General features: G+C 62.4%; 18 protein-coding genes. 15 read left to right on the top strand and 3 right to left on the bottom strand.

Annotated features, from left to right (window positions below; genetic code table 11):
- Positions 1–201 precede the first annotated feature (201 nt).
- From thiI to ACMCNM_RS25985, 3 genes are all read left to right on the top strand, one after another.
- Positions 202–1,656, top strand: coding sequence for a tRNA uracil 4-sulfurtransferase ThiI (gene thiI, locus ACMCNM_RS25995; protein ID WP_027592385.1), 1,455 nt, complete (start codon positions 202–204; stop codon positions 1,654–1,656).
- Positions 1,657–1,784: 128 nt separating this feature from the next.
- On the top strand, positions 1,785–3,608 hold the full coding sequence (gene typA, locus ACMCNM_RS25990; protein ID WP_027592386.1) for a translational GTPase TypA: 1,824 nt from the start codon (positions 1,785–1,787) through the stop codon (positions 3,606–3,608).
- A 167-nt stretch (positions 3,609–3,775) separates the two neighbouring features.
- Positions 3,776–4,375, top strand: coding sequence for a hypothetical protein (locus tag ACMCNM_RS25985; protein ID WP_412765672.1), 600 nt, complete (start codon positions 3,776–3,778; stop codon positions 4,373–4,375).
- A 173-nt stretch (positions 4,376–4,548) separates the two neighbouring features.
- Here the strand turns inward: ACMCNM_RS25985 and ACMCNM_RS25980 are convergent, their stop codons facing one another.
- Complete coding sequence (locus ACMCNM_RS25980; RefSeq protein ID WP_016712459.1) at positions 4,549–4,953, bottom strand: YkgJ family cysteine cluster protein; 405 nt, start codon at positions 4,951–4,953, stop codon at positions 4,549–4,551.
- Between the two features lie 198 nt (positions 4,954–5,151).
- Between ACMCNM_RS25980 and ACMCNM_RS25975 the strand changes: the two genes are divergently transcribed.
- From ACMCNM_RS25975 to ACMCNM_RS25955, 5 genes are all read left to right on the top strand, one after another.
- Positions 5,152–7,602 (top strand): glycogen/starch/alpha-glucan phosphorylase, encoded by a 2,451-nt coding sequence (locus ACMCNM_RS25975; RefSeq protein ID WP_099455577.1) that lies wholly within the window; start codon positions 5,152–5,154, stop codon positions 7,600–7,602.
- Positions 7,603–7,870: 268 nt separating this feature from the next.
- On the top strand, positions 7,871–8,881 hold the full coding sequence (locus ACMCNM_RS25970; protein WP_027592388.1) for a class 1 fructose-bisphosphatase: 1,011 nt from the start codon (positions 7,871–7,873) through the stop codon (positions 8,879–8,881).
- A 3-nt stretch (positions 8,882–8,884) separates the two neighbouring features.
- Positions 8,885–9,481, top strand: coding sequence for a DUF924 family protein (locus ACMCNM_RS25965; protein WP_186677170.1), 597 nt, complete (start codon positions 8,885–8,887; stop codon positions 9,479–9,481).
- 190 nt (positions 9,482–9,671) lie between these two features.
- Positions 9,672–9,926 (top strand): outer membrane protein assembly factor BamE, encoded by a 255-nt coding sequence (gene bamE / locus ACMCNM_RS25960; protein WP_079230016.1) that lies wholly within the window; start codon positions 9,672–9,674, stop codon positions 9,924–9,926.
- A complete protein-coding gene (locus ACMCNM_RS25955) occupies positions 9,923–10,495 on the top strand; it encodes a lipocalin family protein (RefSeq protein ID WP_412765671.1) in 573 nt (190 codons plus the stop codon). The genes bamE and ACMCNM_RS25955 overlap by 4 nt, the downstream gene beginning before the upstream one ends.
- Positions 10,496–10,543: 48 nt before the next feature.
- Here the strand turns inward: ACMCNM_RS25955 and ACMCNM_RS25950 are convergent, their stop codons facing one another.
- Complete coding sequence (locus ACMCNM_RS25950) at positions 10,544–11,908, bottom strand: formimidoylglutamate deiminase (protein WP_412765670.1); 1,365 nt, start codon at positions 11,906–11,908, stop codon at positions 10,544–10,546.
- 143 nt (positions 11,909–12,051) lie between these two features.
- On the opposite strand from ACMCNM_RS25950, the gene hutC reads away from it, so the two are divergent.
- The 7 genes from hutC (at position 12,052) to hutG (ending at position 20,591) form a co-directional block, all read left to right on the top strand.
- The gene (gene hutC / locus ACMCNM_RS25945) at positions 12,052–12,762 is read left to right on the top strand and encodes a histidine utilization repressor (RefSeq protein WP_412765964.1); all 711 of its coding nucleotides are present in this window, start codon (positions 12,052–12,054) and stop codon (positions 12,760–12,762) included.
- A complete protein-coding gene (locus ACMCNM_RS25940) occupies positions 12,759–13,331 on the top strand; it encodes a HutD family protein (RefSeq protein ID WP_412765669.1) in 573 nt (190 codons plus the stop codon). Before hutC ends, ACMCNM_RS25940 begins: the two co-directional genes overlap by 4 nt.
- A 394-nt stretch (positions 13,332–13,725) precedes the next feature.
- A complete protein-coding gene (hutU, locus tag ACMCNM_RS25935) occupies positions 13,726–15,399 on the top strand; it encodes a urocanate hydratase (RefSeq protein WP_027592395.1) in 1,674 nt (557 codons plus the stop codon).
- Positions 15,400–15,468: 69 nt separating this feature from the next.
- Entirely contained in the window at positions 15,469–17,001 is a 1,533-nt protein-coding gene (gene hutH, locus ACMCNM_RS25930) for a histidine ammonia-lyase (protein ID WP_027592396.1), read from the top strand.
- Positions 17,002–17,151: 150 nt separating this feature from the next.
- Positions 17,152–18,555 carry an amino acid permease gene (locus ACMCNM_RS25925; RefSeq protein WP_027592397.1) on the top strand — a complete coding sequence of 468 codons (1,404 nt, stop codon included), beginning with the start codon at positions 17,152–17,154 and terminating at the stop codon, positions 18,553–18,555.
- 16 nt (positions 18,556–18,571) lie between these two features.
- Positions 18,572–19,777: an imidazolonepropionase gene (gene hutI / locus ACMCNM_RS25920; RefSeq protein WP_412765668.1), complete on the top strand. Its 1,206-nt coding sequence runs from the start codon at positions 18,572–18,574 to the stop codon at positions 19,775–19,777.
- Between the two features lie 10 nt (positions 19,778–19,787).
- The gene (gene hutG, locus ACMCNM_RS25915) at positions 19,788–20,591 is read left to right on the top strand and encodes an N-formylglutamate deformylase (protein ID WP_099455569.1); all 804 of its coding nucleotides are present in this window, start codon (positions 19,788–19,790) and stop codon (positions 20,589–20,591) included.
- A gap of 39 nt (positions 20,592–20,630) precedes the next feature.
- Here the strand turns inward: hutG and ACMCNM_RS25910 are convergent, their stop codons facing one another.
- On the bottom strand, positions 20,631–26,288 hold the full coding sequence (locus ACMCNM_RS25910) for an NEL-type E3 ubiquitin ligase domain-containing protein (protein ID WP_412765667.1): 5,658 nt from the start codon (positions 26,286–26,288) through the stop codon (positions 20,631–20,633).
- Positions 26,289–26,313: the final 25 nt, after the last annotated feature.

The raw sequence follows: 26,313 nt of genomic DNA, 5'->3' as shown, positions 1-26,313 counted from the left end.
CACAGGTAGGCTGTGATCTTTGAAGCTTGCGCGGTCACTGTGGGAGCGGGCTTGCCCGCGAAAGGGCCGGAACAGGCACCCCAAAACCCCGGCCTTGCATTTATCTCAAAGCTTCTGATCAAAAGTTGGTCAAATCCTGAGCAATTTCCGATATAATTCGCGCCCCTCATTTTCGGCAGGCCCTGCGCGCGCTGTTAACCAATGAAACTTATCGTCAAAGTCTTCCCAGAAATCACCATCAAGAGCCGGCCGGTGCGCAAGCGCTTCATCCGTCAGCTCGGCAAGAACATCCGCAACGTGCTCAAGGATCTGGATCCTGAGCTCGCGGTCGATGGTGTCTGGGACAATCTCGAAGTGGTCACCCGCGTCGAAGACGAGAAGGTCCAGCGCGAGATGATCGAGCGCCTCACCTGCACGCCGGGTATCACCCACTTCCTGCAGGTCGAGGAATACCCGCTCGGCGACTTTGACGACATCGTCGAGAAGTGCAAGCAGCACTTCGGTCACCTGCTGGCGGGCAAGCATTTCGCCGTGCGCTGCAAGCGCGGCGGCCACCACGACTTCACGTCGATGGACGTCGACCGCTACGTCGGCAGCCAACTGCGTCAGCAGTGCGGCGCCGCCGGCATCGAGCTGAAGAACCCGGAAGTGCTGGTGCGCATCGAAATTCGCAACCAGCGCCTGTACGTGATCCACAACCAGCACCAAGGCATCGGCGGCTATCCGCTGGGCGCCCTGGAGCAAACCCTGGTACTGATGTCCGGTGGCTTCGACTCCACCGTGGCGGCCTACCAGATGATGCGCCGTGGCCTGATGACCCACTTCTGCTTCTTCAACCTCGGCGGGCGTGCCCACGAACTGGGGGTGATGGAAGTTGCCCACTACCTGTGGAAAAAGTACGGCAGCAGCCAGCGCGTGCTGTTCATCAGCGTGCCGTTCGAAGAAGTGGTCGGCGAGATCCTCAACAAGGTCGACAACAGCTACATGGGCGTGACCCTCAAGCGCATGATGTTGCGCGGCGCCGCCCATATGGCCGACCGCCTGCAGATCGACGCGCTGGTCACCGGCGAGGCAATTTCCCAGGTCTCCAGCCAGACCCTGCCGAACCTGTCGATCATCGACTCGGCGACCGACAAGCTGGTGCTGCGCCCGCTGCTGGCCAGCCACAAGCAGGACATCATCGACCAGGCCACCGAAATCGGCACCGCCGACTTCGCCAAGCACATGCCTGAATACTGCGGCGTAATCTCGGTAAACCCGACCACCCACGCCAAGCGTCACCGCATGGAGCATGAAGAGAAGCAATTCGACATGGCCGTGCTGGAGCGCGCCCTCGAACGCGCCAAGTTCATCTCGATCGACCACGTGATCGACGAGTTGGGCAAGGACGTCGAGGTGGAAGAAGTGCGCGAAGCGCTGCCTGGCCAGATCGTCATCGACATCCGTCACCCCGATGCCCAGGAAGACGAACCCCTGGTGATCGAGGGCATCGAAGTCCAGGTGATGCCATTTTATGCAATTAATAGTCGCTTCAAGCAGCTGGATGAAACACGCCAGTACCTGCTGTATTGCGACAAGGGTGTGATGAGCCGACTGCACGCACACCACCTGCTCAGTGAGGGACATGCCAATGTGCGTGTTTATCGTCCGGCATAAGACGCCAGGGCTGTATGGCGGCAGCATCCGCCATCGCCCTCCCGACCACCGGGCCTGCTGAGCCTTATACCTTACATATTGGTCGCCTAGACTAGGCGGCAACCGAATCCTCTGATCGAGATACACTTGTGATCGAAAATCTGCGTAACATCGCCATCATCGCCCACGTTGACCATGGTAAAACCACGTTGGTCGACAAACTCCTGCGTCAGTCCGGCACTCTGGAGCGTAACGAGCTCAACGACGAGCGCGTCATGGACTCCAACGACCAGGAAAAAGAGCGCGGTATTACCATTCTGGCGAAAAACACCGCCATCAACTGGAACGGCTACCACATCAACATCGTCGACACCCCCGGCCACGCCGACTTCGGTGGCGAGGTTGAGCGTGTAATGTCGATGGTCGACTCCGTGCTGCTGCTGGTCGACGCTCAAGACGGCCCGATGCCGCAAACCCGCTTCGTGACCAAAAAGGCCTTCGAAGCTGGCCTGAAGCCAATCGTTGTCATCAACAAGGTTGACCGCCCGGGCGCGCGTCCTGACTGGGTTCTGGACCAGATCTTCGACCTGTTCGACAACCTCGGTGCCACCGACGAACAGCTGGACTTCAAAGTCGTCTACGCCTCGGCCCTGAACGGCATCGCCGGTCTGGACCACACCGAAATGGGCGAAGACATGACTGCCCTGTACCAGGCTGTCATCGACCACGTTCCAGCGCCAGCTGTTGACCGTGACGGCCCGTTCCAGATGCAGATCTCCGCTCTGGACTACAACAGCTTCCTGGGTGTTATCGGTGTTGGCCGTATTGCCCGTGGTCGCATCAAGCCGAACACCCCGGTTGTTGCCATCGACGCTGACGGCAAGAAGCGTAACGGCCGTATCCTCAAGCTGATGGGCCACCACGGCCTGCACCGCGTCGATGTCGAAGAAGCCCAAGCTGGCGACATCGTCTGCATCAGCGGTTTCGACGAGCTGTTCATCTCCGACACCCTGTGCGACCCGACTGCCGTTGAGGCGATGAAGCCGCTGACCGTTGACGAGCCTACCGTTTCGATGACCTTCCAGGTCAACGACTCGCCGTTCTGCGGCAAGGAAGGCAAGTTCGTCACCAGCCGTAACATCAAGGACCGTCTGGACAAAGAGCTGCTGTACAACGTTGCCCTGCGCGTTGAAGAAACCGACTCCCCAGACAAGTTCAAGGTCTCGGGCCGTGGTGAGCTGCACCTCTCGGTACTGATCGAAACCATGCGTCGCGAAGGCTTCGAGCTGGCCCTGGGCCGCCCAGAAGTGATCATCCGCGAAGTGGACGGCGTGAAGCAGGAACCGTTCGAAAACGTCACCATCGACATCCCTGAAGAAGCCCAGGGCAAGGTCATGGAAGAGATGGGTCTGCGTAAAGGCGACCTGACCAACATGGTTCCGGATGGCAAGGGCCGTGTACGCCTGGAATACAACATCCCGGCGCGTGGTCTGATCGGTTTCCGTAACCAGTTCCTGACCCTGACCAACGGTGCAGGCATCCTGACCTCGATCTTCGATCGCTACGACACCGTGAAGTCCGGCCACATGTCCGGCCGTCAGAACGGCGTACTGGTTTCGGTCGAAACCGGCAAGGCGCTGACCTACTCGCTGGAAACCCTCCAGGCGCGTGGCAAGCTGTTTGTCGAGCACGGTCAAGAGATCTACAACGGTCAGATCATCGGCCAGAACAGCCGCGACAACGACCTGGGCGTCAACCCTACCAAGGGCAAGAAGCTCGACAACATGCGTGCTTCGGGTAAAGACGAAGTCATCGCCCTGGTTCCGCCTGTTCGCTTCACCCTGGAACAGGCTCTGGAATACATCCAGGAAGACGAGCTGTGCGAAGTCACGCCGAAGTCCATCCGTCTTCGCAAGAAGATCCTGGACGAAAGCGAGCGTACCCGCGCTGCCAAGAAAGCCAAGAACAGCTGATTTAGCTGTGGCTGAATGAAAACGCCCCCGGTCGAAAGGCCGGGGGCGTTTTTGTTTGAGCGTTTATTGCCCCATGTTGCAACGGAAGTAATTGCTAACTAAGCAGTTTTTGGCAATGCACCACAGCCCCAGTACGCTGCCTGCTTGTAAAAATCAGGGAGCCGAAGATGAAGGGCAGGGGGTGGAAGGAGCATTTGGCGCGTGGCCATATTGATGTTGCGGGAGTGTCCTGGAGCTTGTTCCACTTGCGTCCCGGCTTGCATCAAGTAGTTATCCCAGCGCATTCCACTCAGGAACCGCAAGAAGTGACGCTGGTAATAGAGTATTCAAGCCACTGTGTCAGTTACGGGCCGAAGCAAGGTGCTGAATTGAATTTCGAGGCTCTAGGCCTCGAGCATTTGCTGATAGATCACAGGGGGATATGCCGGGCGTTTTGCGCTGGGCGATACAGGCTGTCCGTCCAACTGCCGACCATCATGGCATCACTGGCGGATAGGCAGTGTCTGTTTACGGGGCATAGCAACTGGCTGACCATGGAAGGGCATCAATTTGGCTATCCAGAAGGAAGCCGCTATGAGGTCTATTTCAGTCTGCGTCGTGAATCAGCCCGGAGCCTGAAGGTATATGTTGAAAGTGCCTACGTGCGAGACGTTGATCATCCCTCTCATCGTCCGCTTCGCCTGAAACGGCATGAAAAGATAAAGGGCTGGCTGTTGATCATGAAGAAGCTGAGAAATGAGCCGATTCGACGGCCAGTGCAGCTTTAGCTGGCTGCAGAAATACGAAACCCCCAATTAAGGGGGTCGTATCGCGGATGCCCTTAGGGACTTATCCCATCAACCGGCACGGCCGGAACCAGGTGGCGGCGTCTAGACACTTCCCGAGGGAAGCTCCGTGTACATCAAGACGGTTGAAAGTCTATTGGGTCTCTGATGGATCGTCAACGCCCAACCACTTTAGGCTTATAGGCGCAGTACCCCGGCCGCGGCCCAACCTTGGGGTGGTTGCGGCAGGTGTCCGGGCGCTTGTCATAAATGGTGCACAGCCGGCTCTTACGATCCAGGTACATGCAGTCATCGTTGCTCATCCGGGTCAGGGTGAAAATGCCTGACTTCTGGTTGAAGCGTTCGATGATGCCTTCCTTCTGCAGGCGTTTGGCCACGTTTTTGGGCGGTTCGTCTTTTTCGAACTCGTCTACCACGCCAATGCGGATCAGATCCTTGATCTTCACCTCCACCGGCAGGGTGCAACAGGTCGAGTGGCAGCCACCGCACATGTGGCTGGCATAGCGCTGCCAAGTCTCCAGGCGGTCGACTTCGGCGGCGGCGATCAGGGTCGTTTTCATCGTTATGGGGGTGAATCACGGGCTTGGGGCGCGCGATGATACCGGAGTTGTTCAATTTGTGAACAACCTTTTGCCCGATTCACGGTGTTGATTCAGTGTTCAGGCATGAAAACTGCGAACAGGAACGGTAAGTCCCTGTCGAAGGGTCTAGTCTCTTCACTCTCCCTCCGTATTCGTCAACTTGCCCGAGGATGCCGCATGTCCCAGGAACCCAAAGCACGTGACGCCGAGGTGGCCGATTTTCGCGCCGCTGTACTGGATAAGCTGACCTACGCGGTCGGCAAGGACCCCGAGCATGCCTTCGACCATGACTGGTTCGAAGCCATTGCCCTGGCCGCGCGTGATCACATGGTCGATCACTGGATGGACCACACCCGTCAGGCCTACCGGCGCAGTCAAAAGCGGGTGTATTACCTTTCTCTGGAGTTTCTCATCGGGCGGCTGCTGTACGACAGCCTGAGCAACCTGGGCTTGCTGGACATCGCCCGTGAAGCCCTTGATGGCCTGAATGTCGACCTGGAGCGTATCCGCCTGCTCGAGCCGGATGCGGCGCTGGGCAACGGTGGCCTGGGGCGGCTCGCCGCTTGTTTCATGGAAAGCATGTCGACCCTGGGTATCGCCGCCCACGGCTACGGCATCCGCTACGAGCACGGCCTGTTTCGCCAGGCGGTGGTCGATGGCTGGCAGCAGGAGCAGACCGAAAACTGGCTGGACTTTGGCAACCCCTGGGAGTTCGAGCGCGCCGAGGTGATCTACCCGATCAGTTTCGGCGGCAGCGTCGAAACGGTGCAAGACACCCACGGCCAGCAACGGCAAGTCTGGTGGCCTGGCGAGACGGTGCGCGCGGTGGCCTATGACACGCCGGTGGTCGGCTGGCGTGGCGCCAGCGTCAACACCTTGCGCCTGTGGCGTGCCCGGGCGCTGGAAGAGCTGCACCTGGAGCGCTTCAACGCCGGTGACCACCTGGGCGCGGTCGCCGAAGTGGCCCGTGCCGAAAGCATCTCACGCGTTCTCTACCCGGCCGACAGCACCGAAGCCGGCCAGGAACTGCGCCTGCGCCAAGAATACTTCTTCGTTTCGGCCTCGCTGCAGGACCTGCTGCGGCGCCACCTGAACATGCACAAGGACTTACTCAACCTGCCCGATGCGGCGGCCATCCAGCTCAACGACACGCACCCGTCGATTGCCGTGGCCGAGTTGATGCGCCTGCTGGTCGACCAGCATGAAATCCCGTGGGAAAAGGCCTGGGAGCTGACCGTCGGCACCCTGGCCTACACCAACCACACCCTGCTGCCCGAGGCATTGGAAACCTGGCCGGTGGCGCTGATGGAGCGCATGCTGCCGCGGCACATGCAGATCATCTACTTGATCAACGCCTACCATATCGACGCCCTGCGCGCGAAAGGCCTGCATGACTTCGACGTGCTGCGGGCGGTGTCGTTGATCGAGGAAGAAAACGGCCGCCGGGTCCGCATGGGCAACCTGGCGTTTCTGGGGTCGCACAGCGTCAACGGCGTGTCGGCACTGCACAGTAAGTTGATGAAGAGCACGGTGTTCGCCGAGCTGCACAAGCTCTACCCGCAGCGGATCAACAACAAGACCAACGGCATCACGTTCCGGCGCTGGCTGTACCAGTCTAACCCGCAGTTGACCGAAATGCTGGTTGAGGCGCTGGGCCCGGAGCTCAAGGATGACCCGGAAGGGTTGCTCGCCAACCTGGTGCCGTTTGCCGACAAGAGCAGCTTCCGCAAGCAATTCGCCGCCCAGCGCCTGCACAGTAAGCGCGCCCTGGCCAGCATCATCCAGGACCGTATCGGCGTGACGGTCAACCCGGAGGCGTTGTTCGATGTGCAGGTCAAGCGCATCCACGAATACAAGCGCCAACTGCTCAACCTGTTGCACACCGTGGCCTTGTACCAGGCCATACGCAACGACCCGGGCACCAACTGGGTGCCGAGGGTGAAGATTTTCGCCGGCAAGGCTGCGGCCAGCTATCACCAGGCCAAGCTGATCATCAAACTGGCCAACGACATCGCTCGGGTGGTGAACAACGACCCGACCGTGCGCGGCCTGCTCAAGGTGGTGTTCCTGCCCAACTACAACGTCAGCCTGGCCGAAAGCATCATCCCGGCGGCGGACCTTTCCGAGCAGATCTCCACGGCCGGCTATGAAGCATCGGGTACCAGCAATATGAAGTTCGGCCTCAATGGCGCGCTGACCATTGGCACACTGGACGGCGCCAACGTCGAGATGTGCGAGCACGTGGGGGCCGACAACATGTTCATCTTTGGCCTGACGGCGCAGCAGGTTGAGGCGCGTCGGCGAGCGGGAGACTTTGGCGCCAGTGTGGCGATTGCCGAGTCGAGCCGCTTGAACGACGTGCTTCAATCGATTCGCAGCGGGGTGTTCTCGCCGGATGATCCCTCGCGCTATACCGGGTTGATCGATGGGCTGGTGGCGTATGACCGCTTCTTGGTGTGCGCCGATTTCGATGCCTACTGGGATGCTCAGCGGCGGGTCGAGGAGCTGTGGCATACGCCGCAGGAATGGTGGCGGATGGCGGTGCTGAACACGGCAAAGATGGGCTGGTTCTCGTCGGACCGGACCATTCGGGAGTATGCGGGGGAGATCTGGAAGGCACTGGATTGACGATTCGGGGCTGCTGCGCAGCCCATTCGCGGGCAAGCCCGCTCCCACAGGTTTTGCGCAGCCTTGAAGGCAGCGGGGATCCTGTGGGGGCGGGCTTGCCCGCGAATGAGGCGCACAGCGGCCCCAGTCGACAGCCGGCCTGGCAAAGGCTGAACTACCGACCTATTGTGCCGTCAGACAGCCCAGGCGAGTCTCATCACTCGCTAGCATCGCACTCTCCCTGTAAACTGCGGGGGTTTTTCTCCCCCTTTCCATTTCGGAGCCATACATGTCCCGCGTTACCCTGAGTCGCTATCTGATTGAGCAGACCCGCAGCAACAATACCCCTGCCGATCTGCGCTTCCTGATCGAAGTGGTGGCGCGCGCGTGCAAAGAGATCAGCCACCACGTGTCCAAAGGCGCCCTGGGCGGCGTACTGGGCAGCATGGGCACCGAAAACGTGCAAGGCGAAGTACAGAAGAAGCTGGACGTTATCTCCAACGACATCCTGCTGGAGGCCAACGAGTGGGGCGGCCACCTGGCCGGCATGGCGTCCGAAGAAATGGACAACGCCTACCAGATCCCGGGCAAATACCCCAAAGGCGCCTACCTGCTGGTCTTCGACCCGCTGGACGGCTCGTCGAACATCGACGTCAACGTTTCGGTCGGCACCATCTTCTCGGTACTGCGTTGCCCTAATCAGTACCTGAGCCAGAACGAAAGCCTCAACGAAGAAGCGTTCCTGCAGCCAGGCACCGAGCAGGTTGCTGCCGGTTATGCCATCTACGGCCCGCAGACCATGCTGATCCTGACCCTGGGCAATGGCGTCAAAGGCTTTACCCTGGACCGCGAACTGGGCAGCTTCGTCCTGACCCACGAAAACATCCAGGTACCGGCCACCACCGCCGAATTCGCCATCAACATGTCCAACCAGCGCCACTGGGAAGCCCCGGTACAGCGTTACGTGGACGAACTGCTGGCCGGTGAAACCGGTCCGCTGAAAAAGAACTACAACATGCGTTGGATCGCCTCGATGGTCGCCGACGTGCACCGCATCCTGACCCGTGGCGGTCTGTTCATGTACCCGCGTGACGCTCGCGACCCGAGCAAGCCGGGCAAGCTGCGCCTGATGTACGAAGCCAACCCGATGTCGTTCATCATCGAGCAGGCGGGCGGCGCATCCACCAATGGTTACGATCGTATCCTCGACATCAAGCCAGAGAGCCTGCACCAGCGCGTGTCGGTCATCCTCGGCTCGAAGGAAGAGGTCGAGCGCGTCACCGCGTATCACAAGGAGTAAGTCATGCTCGCACCTTGGCAGCCGTTGCTGGAGTGGTGGTTCGGTTGGGGCACCAGTCCCCAGGCCGTGGCTGACGAGAAGAGCACGCTGTGGTTCGGCAAGCATCACGATGCCGAGGCCCAGGCGCTGTTTGGCGACTTGGTCGAGCACGCCCTGGCGGGCGGGCTCGATGAGTGGCAGCAGAGCCCGCAAGGCTGGCTCGGCCTGCTGATCCTGCTGGACCAGCTGCCACGCATGATCTACCGCGACACGCCGCGCGCCTTCGAAGGCGACCGGCGTGCCCAGGTGGTTGCCATGCAGGGCCTGCAAAAAGCCTGGGATTACCAGCTGCTGCCGATCCAGCGGGTGTTCGTGCTGTTGGTGCTGGAGCATGCCGAGGTGCTGGACTGGCAAAACCTGTGCGTCGAGCGTTACCAGGTGCTGCTGGACGAGCAACCGGAGGCCAATCGCCGGTTGTTCGAGGGGTTCCTCGACTACGCCGAGCAGCACCAGCGGGTGATTGCCCGGTTCGGGCGTTTCCCGCACCGCAACCTGATGCTGGAGCGGCCGAGCACCAGTGAAGAGATGGACTTTTTGCTGGAGCCTGGCTCCAGGTTCTGATTGCCACTGGGCCTGCTGCGACACAAAAACCGCGCCTGCATCTGCAGGCGCGGTTTTTTTGTGCCTGCCGTTGGCCAGCCGACCAATGGTGTAGGTGAAAAGGGGGGAGGGCAGGGAACCAGGGAGGGATTTTCCCGTCGAAGGTCACTGCAGGCCACTCGCCTGTATCCCCTGTTCAGGAGTGTCCTTCATGTCGTTGCGTTCCCTCGCCCTGTTGTCCCTGTGCGTCGTTCTGACCGCGTGCAGCAAGATCAACCAGGAAAACTATTCCAAGCTCAAGGCCGGTATGAACAAGGCCGAGGTCGAGCAACTGCTCGGCACGCCCACCGAGTGCTCTGGCGCACTGGGCATGAGCAGCTGTACCTGGGGGGATGAGAAGAGCTTTATCAGCGTGCAATACGCGGCCGACAAAGTACTGATGTATTCAGGGCAGGGCCTCAAATGAGGCGTGTCCACATGCTGCTGGGGTTGTGCCTGGTGATGCTGCTGGGCGGCTGCGCCACGTCTGCGCATGACCCGCTGGCGCCGAAAACCGCTGGCAATGTCGACCTCAAGCGTTACCAGGGCAAATGGTACGAGCTGGCGCGCCTGCCGATGCGTTACCAGGAGGGCTGCGAGCAGTCCGAGGCGCATTACAACCTGAAGCAGGACGGCACGTTTGGCGTGCTCAATCGCTGCCGCACGATCGGTGACGAATGGCTGCGCGCCGAGGGGCATGCCAACATCCAGGAGCCGGGGCATACCGACAAGCTGTGGGTCGAGTTCGATAACTGGTTCACGCGCCTGGTGCCGGGTGTGGCGAGAGGCGAGTACTGGATTCTGTACGTGGACGACCGCTACCACACGGCGATCGTCGGCAGCCCGGACCGCAAATACCTGTGGATCCTGTCCCGTACACCGAGCCTGCCAGCCTGGCAGCGCGAAAGCTTGCTGGCCAAGGCACGGCAGCAGGGGTATGACACCAGCCGGCTGATCTGGCGCACGGCTGACCAGCAGATCGTCAAGTCTCATTGATGCCATTCACGCTGTGTGGGTAGGCGCAGCACAAGGCTGCGCCTACCCTCAATTCAGCAGTTGACGCAGAACCTCGACGAACGCCCGCGCGCTTTCCTCTTCCTGCGCATGGCGCCCCTGGCGTACCACCCATTGCCCGTTGACCATCACATCGCGCACCTGGCGATCGCCGCCCGCGAACAGCCAGCGGTTGAGAATCGCATCGTCCTTTGCCGTAGCGATGTACGGGTCCTGCCCGTCGAGCACCAGCCAGTCGGCTCGCTTGCCCACTGCCAACTCGCCGACCGCTTGCCCAAGCGCCTGGGCGCCACCGCTCAATGCCGCGTCATACAGCGTGCGGCCGACCATCGGTTGGTCGCTGCGGTACAACCGGTTGCGCCGTTGATCGCGTAGCCGCTGGCCATACTCCAGCCACCGCAGCTCCTCCACCACGCTGAGCGACACATGGCTGTCCGAGCCAATGCCCATGCGCCCACCTTGTGCCAGGTAATCCACCGCCGGGAAGAGACCGTCGCCCAGGTTGGCCTCGGTGGTCAGGCACAGGCCTGCCACGGCGCCACTGCGGGCCATGGCGGTAACTTCATCGGCTTCGGCATGGGTGGCATGCACCAGGCACCAGCGCGCGTTCACGTCGACATGTTCGTACAGCCACTGCAGCGGGCGGCGGCCGCTCCAGGCCAGGCAGTCGTCGACTTCCTTCTGTTGTTCGGCAATGTGGATATGCACCGGACTGTGCGGGCTGCCAGCCTCCAGCACATGGGCGATCTGCCCTGGCGTGACCGCCCGTAGCGAGTGGAAGCACAGGCCCAGTTGCTGTGCGGGCTGCGCGGCCAGCAGCGGGGCGAGTTGTGCCTGCAGGCGCAGGTACTGCTCGGTGGAGTTGATGAACCGCCGTTGCCCTTCGTTCGGAGCCTGGCCGCCGAAACCGGCGTGGCTGTAGAGCACCGGCAGCAGGGTCAGGCCAATGCCGCTGCTGGCTGCCGCCGCGCTGATGCGCCGGGACAGTTCGGCAGGGTCCGCGTAGGCCTTGCCAGCCTGGTCGTGGTGCACGTAATGGAATTCGGCCACCGAGGTGTAGCCGGCCTTGAGCATCTCGATATACAGCTGGCGGGCGATGACCTGCAGTTGCTCCGGGGTGATCTGGCCCACCAGGCGGTACATCAGGTCACGCCAGGTCCAGAAGCTGTCGTTGGGGTTGCCCGCCACTTCCGCCAGCCCTGCCATGGCACGTTGAAACGCATGGGAATGCAGGTTGGGCATGCCCGGCAGCAGCGGGCCGGCCAGCCGTTCGGCGCCTTCGGCCGAAGCATCGGGCTCGATACGGGCCACGTTGCCATCACTGGCGACCTCGATTCGGACATTGCTGGCCCACCCATTGGGCAGCAGGGCACGTTCGGCGAAGTAGGCGGACATCGGTGAAATCCTGTTATTGTTAACTTGTATATACATATACAGGCGTTTGCCTGCCGGGTAAACTGCGGCAAGCTACCGCTCATTCAATCGCACAAGGATCCAACGCCGTGCCGACACCTCCTGTCTCCGCGCTGGTTGCCCAGATGGGCGAGGGCCCGGCGCCGCTGTACGCGCGGGTCAAACAGATGATCATCCAGCACATCGACAACGGCAGCTGGCCGCCTCATCACCGGGTCCCTTCGGAAAGCGAACTGGTCAGCCAATTGGGCTTCAGCCGCATGACCATCAACCGCGCCCTGCGTGAGCTCACGGCCGACGGTTTGCTGGTGCGCATGCAAGGGGTCGGCACGTTCGTCGCCGAGCCCAAGAGCCGCTCGGCGCTGTTCGAGGTCAACAACATCGCCGACGAAATTGCCGGGCGTGGCCACCAGCATAGCTGCCAGGTGATCACCCTTACCGAAGAAGCGGCCGGCTCCGAGCGCGCACTGGCGCTGGACATGCGCGAAGGCCAGCGGGTGTTCCATTCGCTGATCGTGCATTACGAAAATGGCATCCCGGTGCAAATCGAGGACCGCTACGTCAACGCAGCGATCGCCCCTGATTACCTCAAGCAGGATTTCACCCGGCAGACGCCTTACGCCTATTTGTCCCAGGTCGCGCCGTTGACCGAGGGTGAACACGTGGTCGAGGCGATCCTGGCCGAGCCGCACGAGTGCCAGCTGCTGCAGATCGAGCGGGGCGAGCCATGCCTGCTGATTCGCCGCCGCACCTGGTCCGGTCGCCAGCCGGTCACCGCTGCGCGGTTGATCCACCCCGGTTCCCGTCATCGCCTTGAAGGACGTTTCAGCAAATGAGCCAGATGCAGGTGTTGCGTGCGCAGGGGTACCCGCGCATGCCGTGGAAGAACGGCGGTGGCTTTACCGAGGAAATCACCCGCGACAGTGGCGAGGGCCTCGACGGGTTCGGCTGGCGTCTGTCGATTGCCGATATCGAAGAGTCAGGCGGGTTCTCGTCGTTCACCGGTTACCAGCGGATCATCACCGTGCTGCAGGGCGATGGCATGCGCCTGTTGGTCGATGGCCAGGCCAGTCGGCCGCTGTTGTCGTTCGATGCCTTTGCGTTTGCTGGCGAGAGCCAGGTCAGTTGCAAGCTGCTAGGTGGGGCGATTCGTGATTTCAACCTGATCTATTCGCCGCAGCGGTATCGGGCGCGGTTGCAGTGGCTCGATGGTACCCACCGGCTGTTCAGCTCGGCGTCGACGCTGTTGTTGTTTGCGGCCAGTAGCCAGGTCGAAGTGGCAATGGCGGGGCGTGAGATGCAGCGGCTGGGGTTGTATGACTGCCTGCGGCTTGAGGGTAACGATGAGTTGCTGGGGCTGGAGGTTCAGGGGCGTTTTTGCTTGATCGAGCTGACAGCGCGCTGAGGGCTCGCCAGTAGATTTTTGGCGCCTGTGAGATCGAGCGCCGCCCGCGCGGCGCATCGCGAGCAACGCTCGCTCCTACGTTTGTTTTTGGCCAGTAACACCTGTAACAGACGCACGCGATCGCCTTTGCGCATGGCGCGATATCGCGTCGAACAAACAAGGCGGTCGCGCGCGTTTGCCCCAGGAATAATTGGCCCGAAACAAACGTAGGAGCGAGCGTTGCTCGCGATGCGCCGCGCGGGCGGCGCTCGGTCTATGCACCACCGCACCACTCAAGCCAGGAGCGAACAGGTCCAAATATTTTGGTTGTCCATGCTTGTACATACAAGTAAAGGTGTGTTTGTATATTGACCACGACACACCTGCCCGCGGACGACCGCAGAGGACCCTTCCCGTGACCGACAACAACAAATACCGTGACGTTGAAATCCGTGCCCCACGTGGCAACAAGCTGACCGCCAAAAGCTGGCTGACCGAAGCGCCACTGCGCATGCTGATGAACAACCTCGATCCGCAGGTCGCCGAAAACCCGAAAGAACTGGTGGTCTACGGTGGTATTGGTCGCGCTGCCCGCAACTGGGCCTGCTACGACAAGATCGTCGAGACCCTGACCCGCCTGGAAGACGACGAAACCCTGCTGGTGCAGTCGGGCAAGCCGGTCGGCGTATTCAAGACCCACAGCAACGCCCCCCGCGTGCTGATCGCCAACTCCAACCTGGTACCGCACTGGGCTAACTGGGAACACTTCAACGAACTGGATGCCAAGGGCCTGGCCATGTACGGCCAGATGACCGCCGGCAGCTGGATCTACATCGGCAGCCAGGGCATCGTCCAGGGCACCTACGAAACCTTCGTCGAGGCCGGCCGCCAGCACTACGGTGGCAGCCTGAAAGGCAAGTGGGTACTGACCGCAGGCCTCGGCGGCATGGGCGGCGCCCAGCCACTGGCCGCGACCCTGGCCGGCGCGTGCTCGCTGAACATCGAATGCCAGCAGAGCCGTATCGATTTCCGTCTGGAAACCCGCTACGTCGACGAGCAGGCCAACGACCTCGACGACGCCCTGGCGCGCATCGCCAAGTACACCGCCGAAGGCAAGGCCATCTCTATCGCCTTGCACGGTAACGCCGCTGAAATCCTGCCTGAGCTGGTCAAGCGTGGCGTGCGCCCGGACATGGTCACCGACCAGACCAGCGCCCACGACCCGCTCAACGGCTACCTGCCGGCCGGCTGGACCTGGGAGCAGTACCGCGACCGCGCGCAGACCGAACCGGCTGCGGTGGTCAAGGCTGCCAAGCAGTCCATGGCTGTGCACGTACAGGCCATGCTCGATTTCCAGAAGCAGGGCATCCCGACCTTCGACTACGGCAACAACATTCGCCAGATGGCCAAGGAAGAGGGCGTGGCCAACGCCTTTGATTTCCCAGGCTTCGTACCGGCCTACATTCGCCCGCTGTTCTGCCGCGGCGTAGGCCCGTTCCGCTGGGCCGCGCTGTCTGGCGAAGCCGATGACATCTACAAGACCGACGCCAAGGTCAAAGAACTGATCCCCGACGACGCCCACCTGCACCGCTGGCTGGACATGGCCCGCGAGCGCATCAGCTTCCAAGGCCTGCCAGCGCGTATCTGCTGGGTCGGCCTGGGCCTGCGCGCCAAGCTGGGCCTGGCGTTCAACGAAATGGTGCGCAGCGGCGAGCTGTCGGCGCCGATCGTGATTGGCCGCGACCACCTGGACTCCGGTTCGGTATCGAGCCCCAACCGCGAAACCGAAGCCATGCGTGACGGCTCCGACGCCGTCTCCGACTGGCCGTTGCTCAATGCCCTGCTCAACACCGCCAGCGGCGCCACCTGGGTGTCGCTGCACCACGGCGGCGGCGTAGGCATGGGCTTCTCGCAGCACTCCGGCATGGTCATCGTCTGCGACGGTACCGATGAAGCCGCCGAGCGCATCGCCCGCGTGCTGACCAACGACCCAGGCACCGGCGTTATGCGCCATGCCGATGCCGGCTACGACATCGCCGTCGATTGCGCCAAAGAGCAAGGCCTCGACCTGCCAATGATCACGGGCTGATCGCTGCACTTTGAGAGATACTGAACAACAAGAAGGGGCCTGCGGGCCCCGACAGAATGGAGTAGCGAAGTGACCGAACTGACCCTCAAGCCTGGCACCCTGACCCTGGCCCAGCTGCGCGCGATCCACGCCGCACCCGTGCGCCTGCGCCTGGATGCCAGCGCCGACCAGCCGATCAACGACAGCGTTGCCTGCGTCGAACAGATTCTTGCCGAAGACCGCACCGCCTACGGCATCAACACCGGTTTCGGCCTGCTGGCCTCGACCCGCATTGCCAGCCATGACCTGGAAAACCTGCAGCGCTCGCTGGTGCTGTCCCACGCCGCCGGCATCGGCGCGCCGTTGGACGACGACCTGGTGCGCTTGATCATGGTGCTCAAGATCAACAGCCTCAGCCGTGGTTTCTCCGGCATCCGCCGCAAGGTGATCGATGCCCTGATCGCCTTGGTCAACGCCGAAGTCTACCCACACATCCCGCTCAAAGGCTCGGTCGGTGCTTCCGGCGACCTGGCACCGCTGGCGCACATGTCGCTGGTGCTGCTCGGGGAAGGCAAGGCGCGCTACAAGGGCCAGTGGCTGTCGGCCACCGAAGCCCTGGCCGTTGCTGGCCTGGAACCTCTGACCCTGGCCGCCAAAGAGGGCTTGGCCCTGCTCAACGGCACCCAGGCGTCCTCGGCCTACGCCTTGCGCGGGCTGTTCTACGCCGAAGACCTGTATGCCGCCGCCATTGCCTGCGGTGGCCTCACCGTGGAAGCGGCGCTGGGCTCGCGTTCGCCGTTCGATGCACGGGTACATGCCGTGCGTGGCCAGCGTGGCCAGATCGACACCGCCGCGTGCTTCCGCGACCTGCTGGGTGAAACCAGCGAAGTCTCGCAATCGCACAAGAACTGCGACAAGGTCCAAGACCCGTACTCGCTGCGCTGCCAGCCACAGGTCATGGGCGCTTGCCTGACCCAGCTGCGCCAGGCTGCCGAAGTGCTGGGCATCGAAGCCAACGCCGTGTCCGACAACCCGCTGGTGTTCGCTGCCGAAGGTGACGTGATCTCGGGCGGTAACTTCCACGCAGAGCCGGTGGCCATGGCCGCTGACAACCTGGCCCTGGCCATCGCCGAAATCGGCTCGCTGAGCGAGCGCCGCATTTCGCTGATGATGGACAAACACATGTCCCAACTGCCGCCGTTCCTGGTGGAAAACGGTGGGGTCAACTCCGGCTTCATGATCGCCCAGGTCACCGCTGCTGCGCTGGCCAGCGAGAACAAGGCGCTGTCGCACCCGCACAGCGTCGACAGCCTGCCCACCTCGGCCAACCAGGAAGACCACGTATCGATGGCCCCGGCGGCGGGCAAGCGCCTGTGGGAAATGGCCGAGAACACCCGTGGCGTGCTGGCCATCGAATGGCTGGGCGCTTGCCAGGGCCTGGACCTGCGCAAAGGGCTGAAGACCTCCGCCAAGCTGGAGCAGGCGCGTCAGGCGCTGCGCAGCGAAGTGCCGCACTACGACCGCGACCGGTTCTTTGCGCCGGATATCGAGAAGGCTGTCGAACTGCTGGCCAAGGGCAGTCTGACCGGGCTGTTGCCGGCTGGGGTTCTGCCTAGCCTGTAATGCCTTTGGGGCCGCGTTGCGGCCCATTCGCAGCACAAGGCTGCTCCTACAACGGCAACGCTTTCCCTGTAGGAGCAGCCTTGCGCTGCGAAAGGGCTGCAACGCAGCCCCCTCGATCTCACGACCACAAAAACAAAATTAGGACGTGACATGCAACAAGCTCAAGGTCTCAAGCGCGGGCTATCGGCCCGGCACATCCGTTTCATGGCGCTCGGCTCCGCTATCGGTACCGGGCTTTTCTACGGTTCCGCCTCTGCCATCCAGATGGCCGGCCCCGCCGTGCTGCTGGCCTACCTGATCGGCGGCGCCGCCGTGTTCATGGTCATGCGCGCCCTCGGCGAGATGGCCGTGCACAACCCGGTCGCCGGCTCCTTCGGGCACTACGCCACGACCTACCTCGGCCCTATGGCCGGCTTCATCCTCGGCTGGACCTACGCCTTCGAGATGGTCATTGTCGCCATCGCCGACGTGACCGCCTTCGGTATCTACATGGGCTTCTGGTTCCCTGAAGTGGCCCGCTGGATCTGGGTACTGGGCATCGTCTTCCTGATTGGCGGCCTGAACCTGTGCAACGTCAAAGTGTTCGGCGAAATGGAATTCTGGCTGTCGCTGCTCAAGGTCGGCGCCATCGTCGCGATGATCCTCGCCGGCCTCGGCATCATGGCCTTCGGCTTCAGCCAGGTGGGCACCGGGCATGCCGTCGGCTTGAGCAACCTGGTCGAGCATGGCGGCTTCATGCCTAACGGTGTCGGCGGCCTGATCGCCTCCTTCGCGGTGGTCATGTTTGCCTTTGGCGGTATCGAAATCATCGGCGTGACCGCCGGTGAGGCCAAGGACCCACAACGGGTCATCCCCAAGGCCATCAATGCCGTGCCACTGCGCATCCTGCTGTTCTACGTGCTGACCCTGTTCGTGCTGATGTGCCTGTACCCGTGGCCGCAGATCGGCAGCGAAGGCAGCCCGTTCGTGCAGATCTTCAGCAACCTGGGGATCGGTTCGGCAGCGGCAGTGCTGAACGTGGTGGTGATTTCCGCTGCGATTTCGGCCATCAACAGCGATATCTTCGGCGCCGGCCGCATGATGTATGGCCTGGCCCAGCAAGGCCACGCCCCGCGTGGTTTCAGCAAGCTGTCCAAGCACGGCGTGCCGTGGATGACCGTGGTGGTCATGGGCGCGGCGCTGCTGGTTGGGGTGTTGCTCAACTACCTGATCCCCGAGAACGTGTTCCTGCTGATCGCTTCGATCGCCACCTTCGCCACTGTGTGGGTGTGGCTGATGATCCTGGTCACTCAGGTCGCCATGCGCCGCAGCATGAGCCGCGAAGAAGCCGCGCAGCTCGCGTTCCCGGTACCGTTCTGGCCCTATGGCCCCGCCATGGCCATCGCGTTCATGGTGTTCATCTTTGGCGTGCTCGGTTACTTCCCGGATACCCAGGCCGCGTTGTTGGTCGGTGTCGTCTGGGTGGTGTTCCTGGTCGCGTCCTACCTGCTGTGGTGCAAGCCGCGGGCAGGGCAGGGCAAGGCGGCCCAGGCGCCGGCCGAGCTGCACCGCTAGTACAGGAGATTTGCAAATGAGAACCCTCTGGCAGCACTGCCATGCGGCAACCATGGTGGACGGGCGTTACGCGATCATCGAGGACGCGGCGATCGTCACCTGCGCCGGGCTGATCGAATGGATCGGCCCCCGCAGCGAGCTGCGGCCGGTCGAGGCTGAGCGTACGGTGGACCTAGGCTACGCCTGGGTCACCCCTGGCCTGATCGACTGCCACACCCACGCCGTGTTCGGTGGCAACCGCAGCGGCGAGTTCGAGCAGCGCCTGCAAGGCGTGAGCTATGCCGAAATCGCGGCGCAAGGCGGCGGCATCGCCAGCACCGTGCGGGCCACCCGCGCGGCCAGCGAGGATGAGCTGTTCGCCAGTGCTCGCCAGCGGGTTCAGGCGTTGATGCGCGATGGCGTGACCACGCTTGAGGTCAAATCCGGCTACGGCCTGGACCTGGCCAACGAGCGCAAGATGCTGCGCGTGGCCCGGCGCCTGGCCGACGAATTGCCGCTGGCGGTGCGCGCCACCTGCCTGGCGGCCCACGCCCTGCCGCCGGAGTACGCTGGCCGGGCCGACGACTACATCACCCACATCTGCGACGAGATGCTGCCGGCCTTGGCCGCAGAGGGCCTGGTGGATGCCGTGGATGCCTTCTGCGAACACCTGGCGTTCTCCCCGGCCCAGGTCGAGCGGGTATTCATCAAGGCGCATGAGTTGGGCCTGCCGGTCAAACTGCATGCCGAACAGTTGTCGTCGCTGCACGGCTCCAGTTTGGCTGCGCGCTACCAGGCGCTGTCGGCCGATCACCTGGAGTTCATGACCGAGGAAGACGCCATTGCAATGGCCGCGGCCGGCACTGTCGCCGTGCTGCTGCCGGGCGCCTTCTACTTCCTGCGCGAGACCCAACTGCCCCCGATGGAGGCCTTGCGCCGCCACGGGGTGAAAATTGCCCTGGCCAGTGACCTCAACCCCGGCACCTCGCCAGGGTTGTCGCTGCGCCTGATGCTGAACATAGGCTGCACGCTGTTCCGCATGACCCCGGAAGAAGCGCTGGCTGGCGTGACCACCTATGCCGCTACGGCCCTCGGCCTGGGCGACAGCCACGGCTCGCTTGAAGCCGGCAAGGTGGCCGACTTCGTCGCCTGGCAAATCGAACGCCCTGCCGACCTGGCCTATTGGCTCGGCGGCGACCTGCCCAAGCGCGTGGTGCGCCGGGGCCATGAACTTTCCAACTGAGCGAGGCGCAATGGACAAGGTACTGAGTTTTCACCAGGGCCGCCTGCCCCTGCTGATCAGCATGCCCCACGCCGGGCTCGGCCTGACTCAAGCCGTGCGTGAGGGCTTGGTCGACCAGGCGCAGAGCCTGCCCGACACCGACTGGCATATCCCGCGCCTGTACGATTTCGCCCGTGAGTTGGGTGCCAGCGTGGTGGCGGCGGAGTATTCACGCTTCGTCATTGACCTGAACCGCCCGGACGACGACAAGCCGCTGTACGCCGGGGCCACCACGGGGCTGTACCCGGCCACGCTGTTCGAGGGTGAGCCACTGTTCAAACACGGCAAGGAACCCTCCGCGGACGAGCGCAAGGCCTACCTGGAACAGATCTGGCGGCCTTATCACGAGACGATCCAGCGCGAGCTGGCGCGCCTGCGCGAGGCGTTCGGCTACGCCTTGCTGTGGGATGCCCACTCGATCCGCTCGCTGATTCCGCACCTGTTCGACGGCAAGCTGCCGGACTTCAACCTGGGCACCTTCAACGGCGCCAGTTGCGATGCCGAGCTGGCCGAGCGGCTGCAGGGGGCGTGCGCTGAGGCACAGGGTTACAGCCATGTGCTGAATGGGCGCTTCAAAGGCGGGCATATCACCCGGCATTACGGTAACCCGGCCGAGCACATTCATGCTGTGCAGCTGGAGCTGGCGCAGAGTACCTACATGGAAGAGGTGGAACCCTTCGCGTACCGCGAAGACCTTGCGCAGCCGACCCAAGCGGTGCTGCGCGCGCTGCTTGAGACACTGCTGGCCTGGGGCCGGGAGCGCTACGGAAAGTAAGCGGATGTCGAGCGGCGCAGCGCGCCGCTCAACGGGGCGTCAAGCGTACCTGTAGCTTTCGGCAATGGTCAGTTCGCGTATCAGGTGGGCGACCTTTTGTTCGTATTCGAGCTTCAGGCGTTCGAACAGCGGCGCCAGTGCTTCCAGGGTCGGGCTGGCACCGCCGGGCTCCCGTGTTTCATCTGGCGCATCCAGCACGCGCTGTTGGTAGTCTTGCTCAAGTAAGGCGAACCGTTCTGCATAGGTTTCCCGCAGGTAGTCGACCCAGGCATCCTGCCGGGCGGCGAATAGCAGGAACGGGTCGCCATTTTCATCGGCAAGTACCTGCGCCCGAGCAGCATCCAGCTCTGCGGGGCTGACGTTGGCGCAGGCCTGGTAGAGCATCTTTTTGGGTGCCAGCGGCAGTTCCAAAGCCTCCGCTAGGTTCAGCTTGTAGGCCATGCGCACTTCGGCTTCGTCGCGGGTACCGGCCCGTTCGCGGGCGATGGTTTCGACGGCCTCCAGCCGATAGAGGCGCAGTACCAGCCGATACAGCGCCTGACCGCGGGACTGCTCGGGCAGCGCCTTGAGTGCCTGCTCGGTGAACACTTTGATTTCCATCTGGTTGAACACCAGCCAGGCGCCGTCGTGGCAGGTCTGGTATAGCCCTTGACCATTGCGCTCGACGCCCGCGTGGGCCATGCCGTTGAACAGTGCACGTTCCTCGGCGCTGTTGCCGGCGACCTCCAGAATGCGCCAGACGCGCGCGACGAAATCGGCGCGGGTGCCCAGCGTTCGGTATGAGGCCGTGTGCGCCAGGCGGCCTACCAGTTCGAGCAATGCCGGCGCTTCGCCGCCCTGCTGCAGCGTCTCCCACACCGTGCGGTGCGCTTCGTTTTCCTCCACGCTTGCCATGAGCCAGTCGTCGACGTCGGGGGCATCCATTTCAGGTTCCAGGGCGGGGCTGTGGGCATGGCCATGGTCGCCGGAACCGACGCTGTCATCATCGTCGCTGTCATCGGACTCGCTGTCCGAGTCGTGACGCTCGCGCCAATGCTCCTGAAGAATTTCGTCGGGCAGGTCCATCAGAAAACTGTAGGACCTGTTGCGCGCTTCAGAACCATGGGCGCGGGACATCGTGAAATCGCTCAGCGGGTTGCCACGCAGGGATATTTCCGTGTGCGCATGGTCATTGCGCGGGTTGTACAGGATGTTGTCCGGCAGGTTGACGATCTGGTTATCGTCGAGGTCCAGAATGTCCAGGGGCAGAAGGGTCTCTACCCACGCTGGCCACGCGTGCAGGCCGGTGTTGGACAAGGTGAGCCGGGTCAGGTGATCGCTCAGGGTTTGCAGGTTCTCATTATCGAAAGAGGCGGCCAGGCGGTTGCCTTCCAGATTGAGCGATTCTAACTGGGGCATGCGCGCGAACATTGCCATGGCCTGATCATCGATCTGACCGCCCTCTATACGGATTGTCAGGTGGTGCAGGTCCGGTAAGGACGCTAGCAAGTTGGGAAGCGCGCCAGCCGGTGCAACGTGGCCATCGAGGGTGAGTGCCTCCAACTGTGTGAAGTGCCCCAGGAGCCTGTCGAGCTGCTCGCGGGTGGCGGTCATGCGCAGCAGCTGTAGTTCGCGCACGCGGGCGTACAGGTGAGGCGGCAATTGCGGTGGAAAGTTAGCCAGCGAAATGTCGGTTAATTGCAACGGGCCCATGGCCCCCAGGAAGTCAGTGCGCATGAATGCGAGCCATGCCTCGCCGATTTGCCTTCTGGCTACGGTTGCCTGTTCGCTCAGGGGGTTGGACGAGCTTGAGGCATTGGCCCAGTTGTCGAAGATGGCCAGCACCTGCTGTTGATCTCGCCGGTAGGCCTGAACACTGTGCTGAATGCTGGGAGGGGTGTCGAATGCCATGTCGAACTGTCTGGCCTCGGAGGGTTGATCTGCCAACAGCGTCAGGATAGTTCGACGCGACAGCAGGTTACCTTGCAAGGATATGCGCCGACGTGGCTGTGCAGTTCGTGGCGCAAGGGCGAGTTCGTCGGGCACGCTGGTCAGTGCGTTGTCACGCAGGGAGAGGTGATCGATCGTGGTGAGCGACTGACTGTTGAGCCAGGCAGGCCAATCCACCAGGCCCGTGCGGTCTAGCCCGAGATAACGTAAACGGACATTGCCGATGTGCGGCCTGTCGTCAACATAGTTGATCGGGCAGCCACTCAGGTCCAGCACCTCCAGGTTTGGGAAACGGTCACTCAACCCTGCGATATAACCGCCACTCAAGCCCAGGCGCGTGTCGTGTAGCCGCAGCTCGCGCAGTGTCGCAAACACCTGTCGGGGTTGCAGGTTCAAGGTGCTGTAGGTGAGCCCTTGAGGGCTGCTGACTTCCAGGGATGTGAGGTGCCGGAAGCGTTGCAGGAAGTTGTCTACCGCCTGCAGTTCCGGGCCGATGTTCGCGCCCAGGGTGTGTGAGTTCATAAGGCCCGTGCCTTGGTAATCAACCAGGTGCAAGCGCACGATGCGTTGCTCGAAAAAGGCGGGTAGCTGTGCGGGATAGTCGATCAGCAGGATGCGATCCAGGCGCAGCGTGGCAGCGCCCCGGCCGATTTCCGGTAGGTTGGTGGCCTGCCAATGCAGCCATAGCGCGTCCTGAATGCGGGTTCGGCTGTCCAGACGCCTGTGCAGGTCGGGCAGCTCAAGGGCCGCGTCGCTCCAGGCGGTCAGGCTCTGGTCCAGGGCATCACGCTCGGCCATCAGCTCATTCAAGCGGTCGCTGATCTGCACGCGTGACAGCCCTGCGCCCTCCAGGGCGGCCAGCACCGCTTCGGCGCTCTGCGTGTCTTGCTCAAGCGCCAGCAGCCGAATCAGATACAGCAGGTCTTCCCTCAAAACTGTGCTGGTGAGCGAGCCGCGGCCGCTCAAGGGGTAGCCCACTCGCCCGTCAGCAAGGCGCATGGGCGAGTTTGCGCCCGGTTTAGCCGGTTGCATGTGGAGCACCTTGCGCAACTCGGGCCGTGGCAGTAACGGTAACTGCTGCACGCGCTGCTTGAGCGCAGGGCCCTCCCAGGTATTGGGAAAGCCTAATGCTGCCCGGTTCGCGTCGGGCAATGCATGCAAGATGGCCGAGTAGATCGTGTCGCGCCCATGCAGTTCGTGCCCTTCGCCATCGTAGGTGTGGTAGCCATCGGCGTGTTGAGTCAGCACTTTGCGAACAGGCCCGTCTGGCGCGCCTACCTGATCGATCACGGGGCCGGTGAACCTGCCTTGGCGTAGCTCGATGCGGATTTCGTCAGCCCAGCCAGGCAAGCGCGCCACACTGTGCAAAACAAGCCTGTCGGTGTCCGGGTTGTTCACATTGTCGAGGTAGAGCCCCTCGTAGGCGCGCGCCAGGCGTACCTGCTGTTGGTAGGTATGGATTTCTTGAGCCAGACGCAACGGGACCTTGCCCGCCAGCAATTGCTCCAGCTCCGCTGGGCTGGCATGGCGCGCCAACTCATCCGCGATACCAACGGGCAGCGCGGGGTAGCGGCGGGTAATGGTCTGGGTGCTGGGGGCCTGATCGACGGGCGGTGTCTGGTAGCGCGCTTGAAAGGCAGTGATACGTGTGTTCGCGTCTGTGCCGGCCAAGTCCTGTGACACCTCCTGATCCAGCCCGAAGCGGCGCAGGGTGTCTTCCAGCAGTGCTGGCGGGCGCTGGTTTTCGGTCAGTACCTGGCGCAGGACGGATTCATGGGTATCGCTGACGGCGAGGATGCGTCGGGCGGTTTCTTCAGAGAACCCGCTGGCCGAAGGCCCCAGGCGTCGGAACAGCGTGTGGCCCTGCCATTGGCGCGGGCGCTCGAACTCATGCTGCCAGGCACCGGCTTCGTTATGGCGCAGCAAGGGCTCGTAGCTGATGGCTTTGGTTGGGTGCTCAATGCGCTGTTGGGGTGGATTGCCTGGCGAGGTCTTGACTGAATAGACGCGGTCTTCCAGCGCCAGCCAAGTCTTGCCCTGGTAGTGATAGAGGCCGAATTCGTCAGGCTTTAGCCCAGCAGGCAACAGGATGTCATGGGCAAAGGGCGTGATATCGGGCTTGATCAGGCGTGTCTTGCCATTGGCCAAGGTAACGCTTTGCAGCTCTTCGATGAACGATGGGGTTTCGACCGGTATACGCTCGAGGGCGGGCGTGGTGCCAGCACCGGCACCAGCGGCGCCGAGTGCGGCGAACAAGGCAACGTTCTCGACCACGTCCATGAGGTAGCCCAAGGCCTGCTCGCGCTCGCCACGGCTCCAGCTTTCGATACCCTCGTAACTTTCATAGGCCAGCTGAACGGTGGTGACAACCATCATCACCTGGCCCAGCACGGGTACGAAGAAGGCGCCGATGTTCAGTGCCTGCAGCACCCCGCCAGCGAAATACGCGAGGCGCGCTTCCAGTGCCTTTTCGTCCATCACCGCAGTGGGCACGCCATGGTAAAGCGCATCCGTTTGCAGTTTTCGAACCTTGCGCAGGGTGAACTCGGTCAGGAATGACTGGCTGTAGTCGTGCATGCGCACGTGCAGCTTGGCCTGCCGATCCGGGCGGCGAACCTTCAGTTGTCCGCCCTCGGCCCACACCAGCGGATAGAGGCGATCGGTAAGGGTGGCGAACAGGGCGTCGGCTTGCTCATCGGCCACCAGGCCACGGAAGAAGTCCAAGTAGCCTCGGCTGAACATTCGGTTGCGTAAGTCGCTGACGAAGTCGAGCGTGGAGGCGTATTCCTTAAGAGGGCACACCGGGTCTTCGGGAATGTAGACAGTGAAGGGCCCGTGCAGGCCGCCTTGGTCGTCCGACGGGCCGATGGCCACCACGCCAGTCAGGTCGACATCCCGCAGTTGCAGGTTACGGCTCAGCAGCGGGCTGGCGTTTTGCACAACGCGCTTGTTATCCGCAAAGTCCAGCAGCAAACCGTATGTGCGTTCACTGATGTGCTTTTTCATGTACGCCACGCAGGCATGCAGCTTCAGCGTCGAGCTTTCGCACCGTTTGAGCAGGCCGAGCTGATTGAAGGCGGCTGCACCCGGTGCTTGGTCGGCCGAAGAGGTGGGGTTGAACACGGCTTCGAGGGTTTTCTGGTACTGCCCGCCCAGGTCCAGTTCCCGGCACAGTGCGGCGAATTCATGGGGGGCGATCGCCAGCGTGTGGTCCTCATTGGCGGGGTCGTAGATGACTGCTTTCATGCGTCTCAGGTCCATCCCCCCAGCCTGAGTGTCGCCAGCCACGAAGTTTTGCAGCGCGGCGGTCAGCAAGGGCTGGGTGGCTCGGCGCACGGCGGCGGCGGCCTCCACTGCTGGGTCTTTTGACAGGTTCGCGAAAGACCAGGGCGTGTCCGCAAGCTTGGGGTGGAACAGGACGGCCCGGCGAACGTCCACCTCCAGCCCAAAACGCTGTGTGATGGCTGTTTTGAGCAGGGGTTCGGCGAAGGCTTCAAGGGTGGTCAGTTGCCCCAAGGCGTGTTGCTTCTGGGATTCGAGCCAGCGGAAATGGGCATGCTCGGCGTGAAAGGTCGCGACGGTCTCCGGCATCTGCAGGCATGCCTGTTCATACCAGTCCAAAGGCTGCTGGGTAGCACTGCGCAAGGCCGCGTACTGGTGCGCCGGCAGTGCCTTGAACCAATCGGGGACGAGCCCTGTGATCAGTGAGTAGGCGGGGTTGATAGCGTCGTCGCCGACGATTCCGGCAGGGGCAGTGATGGCAGGCATGAGAGACTCCGATTGATTGGTCAGT

Origin of the sequence: Pseudomonas sp. NGC7, from assembly GCF_047159675.1 — a bacterium.
GTDB lineage: Bacteria > Pseudomonadota > Gammaproteobacteria > Pseudomonadales > Pseudomonadaceae > Aquipseudomonas > Aquipseudomonas kermanshahensis.
This window is presented reverse-complemented; position numbering and strand designations above follow the sequence as displayed.

Coding starts and splice junctions, on each gene's coding strand:
- thiI (WP_027592385.1), top strand. CDS start 202: ATGAAACTTATCGTCAAAGTCTTCCCAGAAATCACCATCAAGAGCCGG.
- ACMCNM_RS25985 (WP_412765672.1), top strand. CDS start 3,776: ATGAAGGGCAGGGGGTGGAAGGAGCATTTGGCGCGTGGCCATATTGAT.
- ACMCNM_RS25980 (WP_016712459.1), bottom strand. CDS start 4,953: ATGAAAACGACCCTGATCGCCGCCGCCGAAGTCGACCGCCTGGAGACT.
- ACMCNM_RS25975 (WP_099455577.1), top strand. CDS start 5,152: ATGTCCCAGGAACCCAAAGCACGTGACGCCGAGGTGGCCGATTTTCGC.
- ACMCNM_RS25970 (WP_027592388.1), top strand. CDS start 7,871: ATGTCCCGCGTTACCCTGAGTCGCTATCTGATTGAGCAGACCCGCAGC.
- ACMCNM_RS25965 (WP_186677170.1), top strand. CDS start 8,885: ATGCTCGCACCTTGGCAGCCGTTGCTGGAGTGGTGGTTCGGTTGGGGC.
- bamE (WP_079230016.1), top strand. CDS start 9,672: ATGTCGTTGCGTTCCCTCGCCCTGTTGTCCCTGTGCGTCGTTCTGACC.
- ACMCNM_RS25955 (WP_412765671.1), top strand. CDS start 9,923: ATGAGGCGTGTCCACATGCTGCTGGGGTTGTGCCTGGTGATGCTGCTG.
- ACMCNM_RS25950 (WP_412765670.1), bottom strand. CDS start 11,908: ATGTCCGCCTACTTCGCCGAACGTGCCCTGCTGCCCAATGGGTGGGCC.
- hutC (WP_412765964.1), top strand. CDS start 12,052: ATGGGCGAGGGCCCGGCGCCGCTGTACGCGCGGGTCAAACAGATGATC.
- ACMCNM_RS25940 (WP_412765669.1), top strand. CDS start 12,759: ATGAGCCAGATGCAGGTGTTGCGTGCGCAGGGGTACCCGCGCATGCCG.
- ACMCNM_RS25925 (WP_027592397.1), top strand. CDS start 17,152: ATGCAACAAGCTCAAGGTCTCAAGCGCGGGCTATCGGCCCGGCACATC.
- hutI (WP_412765668.1), top strand. CDS start 18,572: ATGAGAACCCTCTGGCAGCACTGCCATGCGGCAACCATGGTGGACGGG.
- hutG (WP_099455569.1), top strand. CDS start 19,788: ATGGACAAGGTACTGAGTTTTCACCAGGGCCGCCTGCCCCTGCTGATC.
- ACMCNM_RS25910 (WP_412765667.1), bottom strand. CDS start 26,288: ATGCCTGCCATCACTGCCCCTGCCGGAATCGTCGGCGACGACGCTATC.